The sequence below is a fragment of the Achromobacter sp. EG18 genome (assembly GCF_059759395.1).
Genome location: NZ_CM186213.1, coordinates 771,045 through 783,990, shown reverse-complemented (window position 1 = coordinate 783,990; position 12,946 = coordinate 771,045). Strand labels below are relative to the sequence as shown.

Annotated in this window: 15 protein-coding genes; 4 read left to right on the top strand and 11 right to left on the bottom strand. The window is 67.3% G+C overall.

Annotated elements, in window-relative coordinates:
• Positions 1-2 precede the first annotated feature (2 nt).
• Positions 3-1,157: a porin gene (locus AC6CR5_RS03775; RefSeq protein WP_498085267.1), complete on the top strand. Its 1,155-nt coding sequence runs from the start codon at positions 3-5 to the stop codon at positions 1,155-1,157.
• A gap of 181 nt (positions 1,158-1,338) precedes the next feature.
• On the opposite strand, the gene AC6CR5_RS03770 is transcribed toward AC6CR5_RS03775, so the two are convergent.
• Genes AC6CR5_RS03770 through AC6CR5_RS03760 form a run of 3 tightly spaced genes read right to left on the bottom strand, consistent with a single transcriptional unit; the run spans position 1,339 to position 3,549 of the window.
• A complete protein-coding gene (locus tag AC6CR5_RS03770; protein WP_026383587.1) occupies positions 1,339-1,749 on the bottom strand; it encodes a VOC family protein in 411 nt (136 codons plus the stop codon).
• 53 nt (positions 1,750-1,802) lie between these two features.
• Entirely contained in the window at positions 1,803-2,303 is a 501-nt protein-coding gene (locus AC6CR5_RS03765) for a helix-turn-helix transcriptional regulator (protein WP_054497131.1), read from the bottom strand.
• Position 2,304: 1 nt separating this feature from the next.
• Positions 2,305-3,549 carry a hypothetical protein gene (locus AC6CR5_RS03760; protein ID WP_054472192.1) on the bottom strand — a complete coding sequence of 415 codons (1,245 nt, stop codon included), beginning with the start codon at positions 3,547-3,549 and terminating at the stop codon, positions 2,305-2,307.
• 233 nt (positions 3,550-3,782) lie between these two features.
• Between AC6CR5_RS03760 and AC6CR5_RS03755 the strand changes: the two genes are divergently transcribed.
• Entirely contained in the window at positions 3,783-4,235 is a 453-nt protein-coding gene (locus AC6CR5_RS03755) for a hypothetical protein (protein WP_498085266.1), read from the top strand.
• A 118-nt stretch (positions 4,236-4,353) separates the two neighbouring features.
• Positions 4,354-5,004, top strand: coding sequence for a type B chloramphenicol O-acetyltransferase (gene catB / locus AC6CR5_RS03750; RefSeq protein ID WP_104414261.1), 651 nt, complete (start codon positions 4,354-4,356; stop codon positions 5,002-5,004).
• On the opposite strand, the gene AC6CR5_RS03745 is transcribed toward catB, so the two are convergent.
• The 8 genes from AC6CR5_RS03745 to AC6CR5_RS03710 all read right to left on the bottom strand — a co-directional run bounded on the left by AC6CR5_RS03745 (position 4,979) and on the right by AC6CR5_RS03710 (position 11,868).
• Positions 4,979-5,341, bottom strand: coding sequence for a winged helix-turn-helix domain-containing protein (locus AC6CR5_RS03745; RefSeq protein WP_006385283.1), 363 nt, complete (start codon positions 5,339-5,341; stop codon positions 4,979-4,981). The two genes, catB and AC6CR5_RS03745, sit on opposite strands and share 26 nt — an antisense overlap.
• 29 nt (positions 5,342-5,370) lie before the next feature.
• Positions 5,371-5,682, bottom strand: coding sequence for a DUF4148 domain-containing protein (locus tag AC6CR5_RS03740; RefSeq protein WP_200221212.1), 312 nt, complete (start codon positions 5,680-5,682; stop codon positions 5,371-5,373).
• A 152-nt stretch (positions 5,683-5,834) separates the two neighbouring features.
• Entirely contained in the window at positions 5,835-7,565 is a 1,731-nt protein-coding gene (locus AC6CR5_RS03735; protein WP_026383593.1) for an ABC transporter substrate-binding protein, read from the bottom strand.
• A 112-nt stretch (positions 7,566-7,677) separates the two neighbouring features.
• Positions 7,678-7,986: a DUF2160 domain-containing protein gene (locus AC6CR5_RS03730; protein ID WP_047992707.1), complete on the bottom strand. Its 309-nt coding sequence runs from the start codon at positions 7,984-7,986 to the stop codon at positions 7,678-7,680.
• 16 nt (positions 7,987-8,002) lie between these two features.
• The gene (locus AC6CR5_RS03725) at positions 8,003-8,815 is read right to left on the bottom strand and encodes a carbohydrate ABC transporter permease (RefSeq protein ID WP_020927431.1); all 813 of its coding nucleotides are present in this window, start codon (positions 8,813-8,815) and stop codon (positions 8,003-8,005) included.
• Entirely contained in the window at positions 8,808-9,698 is an 891-nt protein-coding gene (locus tag AC6CR5_RS03720; RefSeq protein ID WP_006385278.1) for a carbohydrate ABC transporter permease, read from the bottom strand. Before AC6CR5_RS03720 ends, AC6CR5_RS03725 begins: the two co-directional genes overlap by 8 nt.
• Positions 9,695-10,783 (bottom strand): ABC transporter ATP-binding protein, encoded by a 1,089-nt coding sequence (locus tag AC6CR5_RS03715; RefSeq protein ID WP_006385277.1) that lies wholly within the window; start codon positions 10,781-10,783, stop codon positions 9,695-9,697. Before AC6CR5_RS03715 ends, AC6CR5_RS03720 begins: the two co-directional genes overlap by 4 nt.
• A complete protein-coding gene (locus AC6CR5_RS03710) occupies positions 10,783-11,868 on the bottom strand; it encodes an ABC transporter ATP-binding protein (protein ID WP_020927430.1) in 1,086 nt (361 codons plus the stop codon). Before AC6CR5_RS03710 ends, AC6CR5_RS03715 begins: the two co-directional genes overlap by 1 nt.
• Positions 11,869-12,097: 229 nt before the next feature.
• On the opposite strand from AC6CR5_RS03710, the gene AC6CR5_RS03705 reads away from it, so the two are divergent.
• Positions 12,098-12,889: a DeoR/GlpR family DNA-binding transcription regulator gene (locus AC6CR5_RS03705; protein WP_006385275.1), complete on the top strand. Its 792-nt coding sequence runs from the start codon at positions 12,098-12,100 to the stop codon at positions 12,887-12,889.
• Positions 12,890-12,946 lie beyond the last annotated feature (57 nt).

The following is a 12,946-nucleotide window of genomic DNA, read 5'->3' as shown; positions in this document are numbered from 1 at the left end:
CCATGAAAAAACAATTCGCCGCCGCGGCCGCCATGGCGCTGTCCGGCGCGGCGTCCGCGCAGACGTCGGTCACGCTCTACGGCCTGATCGACACGGGCATCGGTTACGCCAACGTCGACGGCAGCTACACCGACCCGGCCACCGGCCGCCGCAGCAGCATCGACAACAGCCGTATCGGCACGACCACCGGCACCACGGCCGGCTCGCGCTGGGGCCTGCGCGGCAAGGAAGACCTGGGCGATGGCCTGTACGCCGTGTTCCAGCTGGAGTCGGGTTTCGACAGCCGCAACGGCAATTCGCTGCAAAGCGGCCGCCTGTTCGGCCGCGAAGCCACCATCGGCCTGGGCAGCGCCGACTGGGGCGAGGTGCGCCTGGGCCGCCAGTACAACGTCGCCACGCGCTATTTCTCCGGGATGCTGGGCCCGTCGTTCGGCGGCGGCTTCAACCAGCTCAACACCGGCGCCGGCCTGGGCTTCAGCTCGGCCTACTTCCCGCGCTACGACAACCTGGTGGTGTACGAGACGCCGTCGCTGGGCGGCTTGCGCGCCGCCGCCGGCTACGCCTTCAACGCCGACGATCGCCGCACCGCGCAAACGGGCTTTGCCACCGCCGACAACACCCGCGCCATCACCGCCGGCGTGCGCTACGACAACGGCCCGCTGATGGGCTTTGCCACCTACGACCAGCTCAACGCCTCCAACAAGCTGGGCCAGGACCAGGTCGACGCCACGCCGCGTTCGTACATCGTGGGCGGTTCCTACGACTTCGAAGTCTTCAAGGTCGCGCTGGCCTACAACCGCCTCACCGACGGCTGGTTCGCCGGCAAGAGCCTGCCCGGCGGCGGCAGCATCGGCGGCTTCACCGGCACGCCGTCGTACGCCTTCTCCAAGGGCTTCCGGTCGAATTCGTACATGCTGGCGCTGGCCGCGCCCATCGGCAAGTCGAGCGGCGTGTTCGCCTCGTGGCAGCGCGCCGACGCCAACAGCAAGCAGCTCACCGGCGGCGACTCGACCAGCAACACCTACAGCCTGGGCTACAACTACAACCTGTCCAAGCGCACGGACCTGTATGCCGCGGCCTCCTACACCACCAACTGGGCGTTCCTGGACAACGCCAAGGCGACCGAGGTCAACATGGGCATACGCCACCGCTTCTGATCGCCGCGGGATCGCTCCCGCCTTCAAGTTCCCGTTGATGACGCCCGCCTCCGCGAAGGGATGGGTGGTTTATCGCCGCGCGTTTCCGGGTCCGTCCGGGAACGCGCGTTTTTTTCGCCGGGCCGCTCCAAGGCAAAAACACCCGCTTGGGGAACAGCGACCCGCGCAGCAGCGACGCGCCTCAGGCGGCGGGCCCCTGGATCATCTTCCAGCCATTGCCCGCCGGATCGCGAAACCCCGCGTCGATGCTGCCATAGCGCTCGACCGGCTCCTGGGTGAACTCCACGCCCAGCGCCTTCAGCCGGGCATGGCTGGCGCGGCAATCGGCCACCGCCAGCACCAGCGGCGGCATCGCGCCCTTGGCGACCATGGCGCGCAGCGCCTGCGCCGTGGCCTCGTCATGGACCGGCGGGCCGGGCCGGAACAGGCCCAGCTGGAACGACGGCTGGTCCGGATGCTGCACGGTCAGCCAGCGATACGGGCCGTTGCCCACGTCCGTATGAACACGAAAGCCGAGCTTGTCGACATAGAACCGCAGCGCCTCGTCCTGGTCGTCCACGTAGATGCCGACGACATTGATTCCTGCACTCATGGTTGCTCCCCTGGATACGTTGATCGGGTGATGGGCGACCCGACGCGGGCCGATCACCGCACTTTATCCTTCGCCTGGCGGCGGCGCTTCTCCAAAACTGCGATGTTCAGATCGGGGCGCAGCGCGGCCTTGACCACGCAGGCCGGCACGAGGCCCAGCCCCTCCCGGCCGGCTCGGACCCGCGCGCGCATGGCGCCGGGGTTAAATCCCGTGATGTCGCGAAAGATACGGCCGAAGGTGCCCAGGCTTTGCCAACCGGTGGCGTAGGCGATCTCGGTGATCGGCAGGTCGGTGTCGCGCAACAGGGCGATGGCGTGCTCGACGCGCCGCGTCAGCAGGTAGCGATGCGGCGGCAGGCCGAAGGCGCGCTTGAAGCAGCGGGCGAAATAGGCAACGGAAACGCCGCTGACCTCGGCCAGGCGCTCCACCGGCCAGGCCTCGTGCGAGGCGGCGTCAATGCGGTCCCTGGCGCGCAGCAGGCGGCGCAGCAGCACGGGGTCCAGCAATGGTTCCCCGACAGCGGTGGCCGCACAAGACGCGCGCGCTCGCGGCATGCTAGACCTCCTCGATCACGGTCGTGGGCGCGAACGGCGTGCCCAGTCCCAGCGCGCGATAGATGCGTTCCAGGATGCGCTGGCGCCGCGTCGGCCGGCCCATGCGCCAGCGCGTGTCCAGGAACAGCAGCGGCAACGCGATGCACAGCCATGCCAGCAGCAGGAAAACGAACGTCACCGCGGCCAGTTCGGGCGCCGCCTCGCGGCCCGACGGCGAGTCGGAGGAAGCCAGCACCGCTACCACCACCAGCCAGCACACCAGGAGCAGGATCGCCAGCAAAGACAGCATCGGCACGCGCTGCCTCAGGCCCACGCCCACGGGCGCGATGTCGGTGAAAGCGGCGCGGAAATAGTGGTGACAGACATAGACGCGGCCGTCTTCCCGATTGCGCAGGCCGTAGACCAGTTGCTCGGGCCCGGCGCCGGCGATCTGGCCGGCATAGGCGGCCACCTCCACCTGATCGCCTTCGGCCAGGAACGGCAGCACGTCGCCGAAATTCTCGGCCACGTACATGATGAAGCGGCGCGCGCCGACCTGGAAGCGATAGACGCCATAGCTGGGCGCCGTGCGGATCGACGGCCTGGCCTCATGCGTCAGCGATGCCAGGACGCCGCGTACCAGCAGGATCTCGGGCGCCGCGTCGGTGATCAGCGTCTCGCCCTCGCCTTGCGGGTGCGGGACGGACGCTTGCGCCGGCGGCGCGACGCGCGGCACGGGGGTCTGCAGCAAGTCGCGGTAGAGCGCTTCGCTGCGCAGGATCGCCGCCCGATGCCGACGGTTGTCCCACAGGCCGTACAGCGAGAAGCCCGCCAGCAGCACGGCAACCAGCGCCACCGTCAGCGCCAGCACGAGCAGCAGCACCTGCGCGAACGACGACAAGTCCAGCAGGCTGGCGCCGGCCCCGGCCACTGCGGCCACGGCCAGGCTGATGCCGATGCCGCGCCATCCCCGGCGGCGCTGGTCGACGTAATAGCGCGGCGGGATGCCTCGGCCCTGCCCCGCGTTCAACCAGGAAAAATGGCGCAATCCCGGCGCTCCGCCTTCGAGCACGCCGACGCGCACCGGCGTGGCCTGTTGCTGCAACCCCCGCAGCGTGCGGATATCGGCCGGATCGTCGAAGGTGCCGTTGACCGCCACGCCGTTCACCCGTAACCACACCTGGCCGCGGACGAAAGGCACCGCGACCCGCATCGCGTCGATGCGGCCTTCGACCGTTGCGGCCACCGTGTTCGTGCGTCTGGACATGCGCGTTGACGGGCCGCAACGCGGGCGGCCGATGCTGGAAAGCGCCCAGCATACCGCAAGCCTCGGCGGGCACGGCCGAGGCCGGTGCTTTCATGGTTTTTTTGCATCAACCCAGCAATTAATTGCACTTCACAGCGTTGCCGGCGCTGACGGAAAATGGCCTGGCGATCATGCGCGAGGGGACGCCGCTTCCCGCCACCACGCCGATCCGCTCAAAAGCAAGGAGCCCGATCATGAACATCGCACTGGAACGCCTGGCGCGGCAGCTCGACCTGGACGCGCCCCGCAACGAAACCCTGCGCCTGGCCTTCGGCCACGCCTGTGCCCGGCGCGTCGAGCATCTGCTCGAAGACCCCCAGGCGATGGAATGCCTGGCCATCCTGGGCCGCTATCTCGAGGGCGCTTGCGGCCCCCAACAACTGGCGCAGGCCGCCTCCACGGCGTCGCGGCTGGCCAACCATCATCCGGGTTCGACCGCCATCGACGGCTGTGGCCATGCCGCCGTGTCCGCCACCTACGCCGTGGCCAGTGCGCTGGCCGGCAAGGCGCTGCGCGCGGCCGAATACGCGGCCTACGCCGCCGTCTACGGTCAGGGAGGCCATGGCGCGGTATCGGATCCGGCGTCGTTCGACATCGAACACGCCTGGCAGGCGGACTGCCTGGAGCGCTGTGCGCTGCCAGCCTGAGGGACCGCGCGGCGATGCGCGCGCCGGCCCGCGATTGTGCGATCATCGGCGGCTGCGAGCCGCTCCGCCAGCCACCGCGACACCGCGCGGGCCGGGGCCGGCCACCGAGGCCCTCATCATGACCAATCACTTCGAAAGCCCCTTCAAGGGCAAGCTGCTCTCCGACGACGTCACCAACAGGAACATCAAGGTCGGCCGCTACAGCTACTATTCCGGCTACTACCACGGCCACTCGTTCGATGACTGCGCGCGCTATCTCATGCCGGACCGCGACGACGTCGACCAGCTGATCATCGGCAGCTTCTGCTCCATCGGCTCGGGCGCCGCCTTCATCATGGCGGGCAACCAGGGCCATCGGTACGACTGGGCGTCATCGTTCCCGTTCTTCTACATGAGCGAAGTGCCGGCGTTCGCGCAATCGCGCGACGCATTCCAGAAAGCCGGCGACACCGTCATCGGCAACGACGTCTGGATCGGTTCCGAAGCCATGATCATGCCCGGCATCACCATCGGGCACGGCGCCGTGATCGGCAGCCGCGCCCTCGTCACCAAGGACGTGGAGCCCTACGCGATCGTGGGCGGCAACCCCGCCAAGCCGATCAAGAAACGCTTTGCCGACGACGACATCGCCCTGCTGCTGGAAATGCAGTGGTGGGACTGGCCCGAAGACAGGCTGGCCGGCGCCATGCCGTTGCTGTGCTCGGGCGACATCAAGGGCCTACACCGCTATTGGCGCGACGGCCTCACAGCGGCCCCGCGGCCAGCATGAAACTGCCGCCGCGGATCACATGCAGCAACCTAGGACGGCTGCCGCCGTCCACTTTCCGGCGCAGGCGTCGCATGGCGATCGCGACCGCCTGGCACTTGACGTGCCGCGCGCCGACGGCCGGCGGCTTGGCCTTCCAGACCGATTCCGCCAGCTGCCAACTGGTGAACACCGCGCCCGGGCTGCCCATCAACAGGGCCAGCAGCCCGAACTCCTTCGGCGTCAACAGCAGCGGCTGGCCATCGCGGTAGGCGCGAAAACGCAACAGGTCCAGCTCCAGGTCCGCGAATTGCAGCCTGTCGCCGGACTCGGGGATACACGTCAGCAGGACGTGAGCCATTGCGCCAGGCCCCTGCGTCGCGGGCGCGGCTATCGGCGCGCCGCGGTCTGGCGCTGCACTTCGGCCTGGTAATCAGGACCGGAGCGCAGGCGCACATATTCGGAAAACGCCGCCTTGTACTCCGGGCTGTAGATGTCCGGCGTGGCCTCGCCGCGCCAGAATCGGTCCACGCCGGCGCGCTTCCACAGCGCCAGGTCGGCCAGCACTTCGGCGCGCGTGAGCGGCGCGCCATAGGGGCTGGTCAGGGCCGTGGACGGCGCCTGCTGCGCCAGCGCCGTGCCCGAAACGCCGGCCGCCAGGGCCAGGGCCAGGACCAGTGCGGTTTTACGAAGAATCTGCATGCTTCACTCCTATGAATCGTGGGGGGTACTGCACGGGATTCATTCTAGGAAGGCGATGCGGACAGAAAGCGGATAAGGGGATTACGTTTTTGCAATGAAAAAGCGCCACGGAAACCGTGGCGCTTCGAGATGGCGAAGATATCGCGCGGTGCTTACCGCACCTTCCCTTCCTTCCAGGCTTCCAGCAGCTTCTCGTACGCCACCGTCTCGCCCTTGGGCTTTTCATTGGCCAGCTTCTTCCACGGCGCGTGCTGGTCCGACAGCCACTTGTTCGGATCGCCCTTGGCGTTCAGCTTGGGCGCGCATTGCGCCATGCCGGCCCGCTCCAGCCGCGCCATCACCTGGTCCATTTCGTTGGCCAGGTTGTCCATCGCGGCCTGCGGCGTCTTTTCGCCGGTGACGGCGGTGGCGACGTTCTTCCACCACAGCTGCGCCAGCTTGGGGTAATCAGGCACGTTGTTGCCGGTCGGCGTCCAGGCCACGCGCGCGGGGCTGCGGTAGAACTCGATCAGGCCGCCGTAGTTGGCCGCGTTCTTGCTGAAGTAGTCGCTGTGGATGTCGCTGTCGCGGATGAAGGTCAGGCCGGTGATCGACTTCTTTAGCGACACCGACTTGGCCGTGACGAACTGGGCGTAGAGCCAGGCGGCGGCCATCTTGTCGGGGTTGGTGGACTTGAAGAAGGTCCACGAGCCCACGTCCTGGTAGCCGTTCTGCATGCCGTCCTTCCAGTACGGACCGTACGGCGACGGCGCCATGCGCCACTTGGGCGTGCCGTCCTCGTTGACCACCGGCAGGCCCTTCTTGGTCATGTCGGCGGTGAAGGCCGTGTACCAGAAGATCTGCTGCGCGATCTGGCCCTGCGCCGGCACCGGGCCGGATTCCGAGAAGGTCATGCCCATGGCCTGCTGCGGCGCGTACTTCTTCATCCAGTCGACGTACTTGGTCAAGGCGTAGACCGCGGCCGGACTGTTGGTGGCGCCGCCGCGCGCCACCGAGGCGCCCACCGGCGTGCACTTGTCGTCGGCCACGCGGATGCCCCACTCGTCCACCGGCATGCCGTTGGGCAGGCCCTTGTCGGCGGCGCCGGCCATCGACAGCCACGCGTCGGTGAAGCGCCAGCCCAGCGACGGATCCTTCTTGCCGTAGTCCATGTGGCCATAGACCTTCTTGCCGTCGATCTCCTTGACGTCGTTGGAGAAGAAGTCGGCGATGTCCTCGTAGGCGGACCAGTTGGTCGGCACGCCCAGCTCGTAGCCGTACTTGGCCTTGAACTTGTCCTTCAGGTCCTGGCGCGCGAACCAGTCGGCGCGGAACCAGTAGACGTTGGCGAACTGCTGGTCGGGCAACTGGTACAGCTTGCCGTCCGGCGCGGTGGTGAACTTGGTGCCGATGAAGTCCTTCAGGTCCAGGCCCGGATTGGTCCATTCCTTGCCGGCGCCGGCCATGTAGTCGGACAGCGGCAGGATGGCGCCGTAGCGGTAGTGGGTGCCGATCAGGTCGGAGTCGGATATCCAGCCGTCGTAGATCGACTTGCCCGACTGCATCGAGGTCTGCAGCTTCTCGACCACGTCGCCTTCCTGGATCAGGTCGTGGTTGACCTTGATGCCGGTGATCTCGGTGAAGGCCTTGGCCAGCACCTTGGACTCGTACTCGTGGGTGGTGATGGTTTCCGACACCACGTTGATTTCATTGACGCCCTTGGCCTTGAGCTTGGCGGCGGTCTCGATGAACCACTTCATCTCGGCCATCTGCTGATCCTTGGACAGGGTCGACGGCTGGAATTCCGAATCGACCCACTTCTTCGCTTCCGGCTCGCCGGCCCAGGCCCCTGACGTACCGATCAGGGCGATGGCGGCCGCCATGGCGTGCATGCGCAATTTCATGACCTGTCTCCTCGATAGGTCTTCCCCTGTGGTGCTGCGGACTTCTGGCCAGGGAAGACATTGGCCGATCGTCCTTCCAAACCGCTGATATCGCGCGGGGTCTGACGCCCCTTCAGCCCTTTCTCATGATGAAGGCCAGCAGCAGCATGGACAGCACGAAGCTGATCCACACCGATGGCGGCTCATCCAGCGAAAACCATTCCACCGCCTTCTGCCCGAACCCCAGGAACGCCAGGTTGAGCCAGGCCGCCGCCATCAGGCCGATGAAGAGGCGGTCGCCGCGGGTCGTGCGCAGCGGCAGGAAGCCCTTGCGCTCGACCGTGGGCGATTTCAATTCCCAGACCGTCATGCCCACCAGCATCAGCACGATGCAGGAGAAGAACACGGCGACGGGGGTGGTCCATACCATCCAGCTGAACATGTGGCGCCCTCCCCCGTCAGACCCGACCCATCGCGAAACCCTTCGCGATGTAGTGCCGCACGAACCAGATGACGATGCCGCCGGGCACGATGGTCAGCACCCCGGCCGCCGCCAGCACGCCCCAGTCCATGCCCGAGGCCGAGACCGTGCGCGTCATGGTGGCGACGATGGGCTTGGCGTTCACCGAAGTCAGCGTGCGCGCCAGCAGCAGCTCGACCCAGCTGAACATGAAGCAGAAGAACGCCGCCACGCCCACGCCCGACTTGATCAGCGGCAGGAAGATCGTCAGGAAGAAGCGCGGGAACGAATAGCCGTCCACGTAGGCCGTCTCGTCGATCTCGCGCGGCACGCCCGACATGAAGCCCTCCAGGATCCACACCGCCAGCGGCACGTTGAACACCAGGTGCGCCAGCGCCACCGCCAGGTGCGTGTCCATCAGCCCGAACGAGCTGTAGAGCTGGAAGAACGGCAGCAGGAACACCGCCGGCGGCGTCATGCGGTTGGTCAGCAGCCAGAAGAACACGTGCTTGTCGCCGATGAAGCGGTAGCGCGAGAACGCGTAGGCCGCCGGCAGCGCCACCGCCAGCGAGATGACCGTGTTGATGACCACGTAGATCAGCGAGTTGATGTAGCCCGAATACCAGGCCGGATCGGTGAAGATGGTGCGGTAGTGCTCCAGCGTGAACTCGCGCGGCCACAGCGTCAGGGTGCTGACGATCTCGGTATTGGTCTTGAACGACATGTTCAGCATCCAGTACAGCGGCAGGATGGCGAACACCAGGTACAGCGCCAGGAAGGCGCCGCGCCACCAGGTCGATTGCTCACGCATTGGCGCGCTCCTCGTCGAAACCGCCGGTGGTGCCGGCGCGCTGCATCCAGTTGTACAGAATGAAGCAGAGCAGCAGGATGATCAGGAAGTAGATGATCGAGAACGCCGCCGCCGGGCCCAGGTCGAACTGGCCCACGGCCTTCTGCGTCAGGTACTGCGACAGGAAGGTGGTGGCGTTGCCGGGCCCGCCGCCGGTCAGCACGAACGGCTCGGTGTAGATCATGAAGCTGTCCATGAAGCGCAGCAGCACCGCGATCATCAGCACGCCGCGCATCTTGGGCAGCTGGATGTAGCGGAACACCGCCAGGCGCGAGGCGCCATCGATGCGCGCGGCCTGGTAATAAGCGTCGGGAATCGCGCGCAGGCCGGCATAGCACAGCAGCGCCACCAGCGGCGTCCAGTGCCAGACGTCCATCACCAGCACCGTGACCCAGGCGTCCAGGTCGTTGCCGGTGTAGTTGTAGTCCACCCCCAGCCACGACAGCGTCGCCCCCAGCAGGCCGATGTCAGTGCGCCCGAACACCTGCCAGATGGTGCCCACCACGTTCCACGGGATCAGCAGCGACAGCGCGATGATGACCAGCACCGCCGAGGCGCGCCAGCCGCTGGCCGGCATCGACAGCGCCAGCAGGATGCCCAGCGGGATCTCGATGGCCAGCACCGCCAGCGAGAAGCCGATCTGGCGCAGCAGCGCGCCGTGCAGTTCCTCGTCCTGCAGCACCGCGGCGAACCATTCGGTGCCGACGAACACGCGGCGCTCGGGCGAAATGATGTCCTGCACCGAGTAGTTGACGATGGTCATCAGCGGCAGGATGGCCGAGAACGCCACGCACAGCACCACGGGCAGCACCAGGAACCAGGCCCGGTGATCGATCGGTTTCATCGGATCAGCTCCTCGTCGCGGTAGAAGCAGGTGTGCGTATTGAGTACCGACAGCCACACCGTGGCGCCGGGCGCGATCGCGGCGGCGTCGGTGCCCAGCCGGGCGCGCAGCGGCGTGCCCTCGAAGTCGGCCAGCAGCAAGGTATAGGTGCCCACGTCCTGCACCCGTTGGACCGTGGCCGGGATGGCGCCGGGCGCCCCGGCATCGGCCAGGCGCAGGTATTCCGGCCGCACGCCCAGCTTGACCGGGCCGGCGTCGGCCAGCCTGGCCGCCATCGCATCCGGCACGCCGTCGACGCGGCGCTGCCCCACCATCAGGCCGCCGTCGCGCCATTGCGCCGGCAGGAAGTTCATGCCGGGCGAGCCGATGAAATGGCCGACGAAGGTGTGCGCCGGCCGCTCGAACAGGTCGTCGGCGCTGCCCACCTGCACCGCGCGGCCGCGCGCCATCACCATCACCTGGTCGGCGAAGGTCAGCGCCTCGGTCTGGTCGTGCGTGACGTAGATCAGCGTCAGCTTGAACTCGTGGTGGATTTCCTTGAGCTTGCGGCGCAATTCCCACTTCAGTTGCGGGTCGATCACGGTCAGCGGTTCGTCGAACAGCACCGCCGACACGTCGTTGCGCACCAGGCCGCGCCCCAGCGAGATCTTCTGCTTGGCGTCGGCCGTCAGGCCGCTGGCGCGGCGGTCCAGCACCTGCGACATCTCCAGCATCTCGGCGATGCGGCCGACGCGCTCGCGGATCTGCTTGGGCGGCACGCCGCGGTTGCGCAGCGGAAACGCCAGGTTCTCGGCCACGGTCATGGTGTCGTACACCACCGGGAACTGGAACACCTGGGCGATGTTGCGCGCCTGCGGCGTCTTTTTGGTGACGTCCCGGCCGTCGAACAGGATGCGCCCATGCGAAGGCCGCAACAGGCCCGAAACGCAATTGAGCAAGGTGGTCTTGCCGCAGCCCGAGGGCCCCAGCAAGGCGTAGGCGCCGCCGTCGCGGAAGGTGAACTGCAGCGGCAGCAGCGCGTAGTCCTCGTCGGCCTGCGGATGGGCGACGTAGGAATGCGACAGGTCCAGCTCGATTTGCGCCATCAGGCGATCCCCCCGCTGGCGTGAGGCCGCGCGGGCGCGGCCAGCAAGGCGCCGTCGCCGCCGAAGGCGTAGGTCTGGGCCGGATCGAAGTACAGCGTCAGGCGCTGCTCCAGCGTGTAGCGGTGCACGCCCGGCAATTGCGCGACCACGTCGCCGGCCGCCGTCTCGGCGTGCACGAAAGTGTCGGACCCGGAGATTTCGGCCAGCTTGACCACGCCGTCCAGGCCGATGTGGCCGGGGCGCGGCGCGATGTCCAGCGCCCCGGCGCGCAGGCCGGCGGTGAGCCCGGCGCCGTCGCCCGGGGGCAGTTGCCGCGAGACCGTGACGCCGCCCTGCAACGTGAAGCCGCTGGCCCCGCGCCGGGCGCTGAACAGGTTCATGGGCGGGTCGCTGAACGCGCGCGCCACGCGGATCGAATTGGGCCGGTGGAAGACCTCGGCGGTCGGGCCGTATTGCAGCAGTTCGCCGGCGTCCAGCACCGCGGTGTGGCCGCCCAGCAGCAGCGCTTCGCCGGGTTCGGTGGTGGCGTAGACCACGGTCGAGCGGCCTTCGGCGAACAGCGCCGACAGCTCGTCGCGCAACTCCTCGCGCAGCTTGTAGTCCAGGTTGACCAGCGGCTCGTCCAGCAGGATCAGCGGCGCGTCCTTGACCAGCGCGCGCGCCAGGGCCACCCGCTGCTGCTGGCCGCCGGACAGTTCGGCGGGCAGGCGTTCCAGCAGGTGGTCGATGTGCAGGCGCGCGGCCATGGCGCGCACCTTGTCGGCGATGCCACTGGCGCCGCGCAGCTTGAGCGGCGAGGCAATGTTGTCGAACACCGTCATGGACGGATAGTTGATGAATTGCTGGTACACCATGGCGACGTTGCGCTGGCGCACCGGCACGCCGGTCACGTCGGCGCCGTCCACCAGCACCCGGCCTTCGGTGGGCCGGTCGAGCCCGGCCATGATGCGCATCAGCGATGTCTTGCCTGCCAGGGTCACCCCCAGCAATACGGTCATGGCGCCCGGCACCGGGGCCAGGCTCATCGGATACAGGTGCGTCTGCGAGCCGGCTCGCAAACCTATCCTGTCCAGGGTCAGCTGCATCTGGTCTCCTCTACCTCTAATACGTCCCCGGTTTTCAGACCGGACTTCGGTACATCGGTACAGCGGCCCTCGCGGCGCGCGGGAACGCGCCGGTCAGGGGTCTTCTTTCAGATCGCTTTCGTTTTTTGTGCGTTTTACCGAAGAAGCGAACAAAAAACAATCTTGCAGTGCGTCATTATTTTTCGCTTTTGTTGTTTTATGATGCGAACGTGACACTCACTATGCGAACATGACACTCAATCCCCGACAAAGCGCCTTGATCGAAATGGTGCGGGCCCAGGGCTCGGCCACCATCGAGGAACTGGCCAAACGTTTCGACGTCACGCTGCAGACCGTGCGGCGCGACGTCAACATCCTGTCCGAAGCCGGCCTGCTGTCGCGCTTCCATGGCGGCGTGCGCATCGAGGCCTCGACCATCGAGAACATCGCCTACCGCAAGCGCCAGGGACTGCACGCGGCCGGCAAACAACGCATCGCCGAGGCCGTGGCGCGCGCCGTGCCCGACGGCTGCTCGCTGATCCTGAACATCGGCACCACCACCGAGGCCATCGCCCGCGCCCTGCTGCGCCATCGCGGCCTGCGCGTCATCACCAACAACCTGCACGTGGCCGACATTCTTTCCGACAACCCGGATTGCGAGGTCATCGTCGCCGGCGGCGTGGTGCGCTCGCGCGACCGCGGCATCGTCGGCGAGGCCACCATGGATTTCATCCGCCAGTTCAAGGTCGACATCGGCCTGATCGGCATTTCCGGCATCGAGGCCGACGGCACCCTGCGCGACTACGACTTCCGCGAAGTGCGCGTGGCCCGCACCATCATCGAACAGTCGCGCGAAGTGTGGCTGGCCGCCGACAGCAGCAAATTCAAGCGCCAGGCCATGGTGGAACTGGCGCACATCTCGCAGATCGACCGCTTTTTCACCGACGCGCATCCGCAGGAACCGCTGGCGCAAGTGCTGCTGGACGCCGGCGTGCGCTGCGAGGTGGCCGCCGCGCCGAACGCGGCCAAGGTACCCGCCTGACCGGCTTGACCCGGCCCGGCGGCACGGCGCTGGCGCCGCGCCCGGCCGGCACCAACA

Bases quoted from the DNA above. Each gene is read 5' to 3' on its own strand.
- AC6CR5_RS03710 (WP_020927430.1), bottom strand. From the start codon at position 11,868: ATGCAGCTGACCCTGGACAGGATAGGTTTGCGAGCCGGCTCGCAGACG.
- AC6CR5_RS03770 (WP_026383587.1), bottom strand. From the start codon at position 1,749: ATGAGTGCAGGAATCAATGTCGTCGGCATCTACGTGGACGACCAGGAC.
- AC6CR5_RS03755 (WP_498085266.1), top strand. From the start codon at position 3,783: ATGAACATCGCACTGGAACGCCTGGCGCGGCAGCTCGACCTGGACGCG.
- AC6CR5_RS03705 (WP_006385275.1), top strand. From the start codon at position 12,098: ATGACACTCAATCCCCGACAAAGCGCCTTGATCGAAATGGTGCGGGCC.
- AC6CR5_RS03735 (WP_026383593.1), bottom strand. From the start codon at position 7,565: ATGAAATTGCGCATGCACGCCATGGCGGCCGCCATCGCCCTGATCGGT.
- AC6CR5_RS03715 (WP_006385277.1), bottom strand. From the start codon at position 10,783: ATGGCGCAAATCGAGCTGGACCTGTCGCATTCCTACGTCGCCCATCCG.
- AC6CR5_RS03765 (WP_054497131.1), bottom strand. From the start codon at position 2,303: ATGCCGCGAGCGCGCGCGTCTTGTGCGGCCACCGCTGTCGGGGAACCA.
- AC6CR5_RS03760 (WP_054472192.1), bottom strand. From the start codon at position 3,549: ATGTCCAGACGCACGAACACGGTGGCCGCAACGGTCGAAGGCCGCATC.
- AC6CR5_RS03725 (WP_020927431.1), bottom strand. From the start codon at position 8,815: ATGCGTGAGCAATCGACCTGGTGGCGCGGCGCCTTCCTGGCGCTGTAC.
- AC6CR5_RS03730 (WP_047992707.1), bottom strand. From the start codon at position 7,986: ATGTTCAGCTGGATGGTATGGACCACCCCCGTCGCCGTGTTCTTCTCC.
- AC6CR5_RS03775 (WP_498085267.1), top strand. From the start codon at position 3: ATGAAAAAACAATTCGCCGCCGCGGCCGCCATGGCGCTGTCCGGCGCG.
- AC6CR5_RS03745 (WP_006385283.1), bottom strand. From the start codon at position 5,341: ATGGCTCACGTCCTGCTGACGTGTATCCCCGAGTCCGGCGACAGGCTG.
- AC6CR5_RS03720 (WP_006385278.1), bottom strand. From the start codon at position 9,698: ATGAAACCGATCGATCACCGGGCCTGGTTCCTGGTGCTGCCCGTGGTG.
- catB (WP_104414261.1), top strand. From the start codon at position 4,354: ATGACCAATCACTTCGAAAGCCCCTTCAAGGGCAAGCTGCTCTCCGAC.
- AC6CR5_RS03740 (WP_200221212.1), bottom strand. From the start codon at position 5,682: ATGCAGATTCTTCGTAAAACCGCACTGGTCCTGGCCCTGGCCCTGGCG.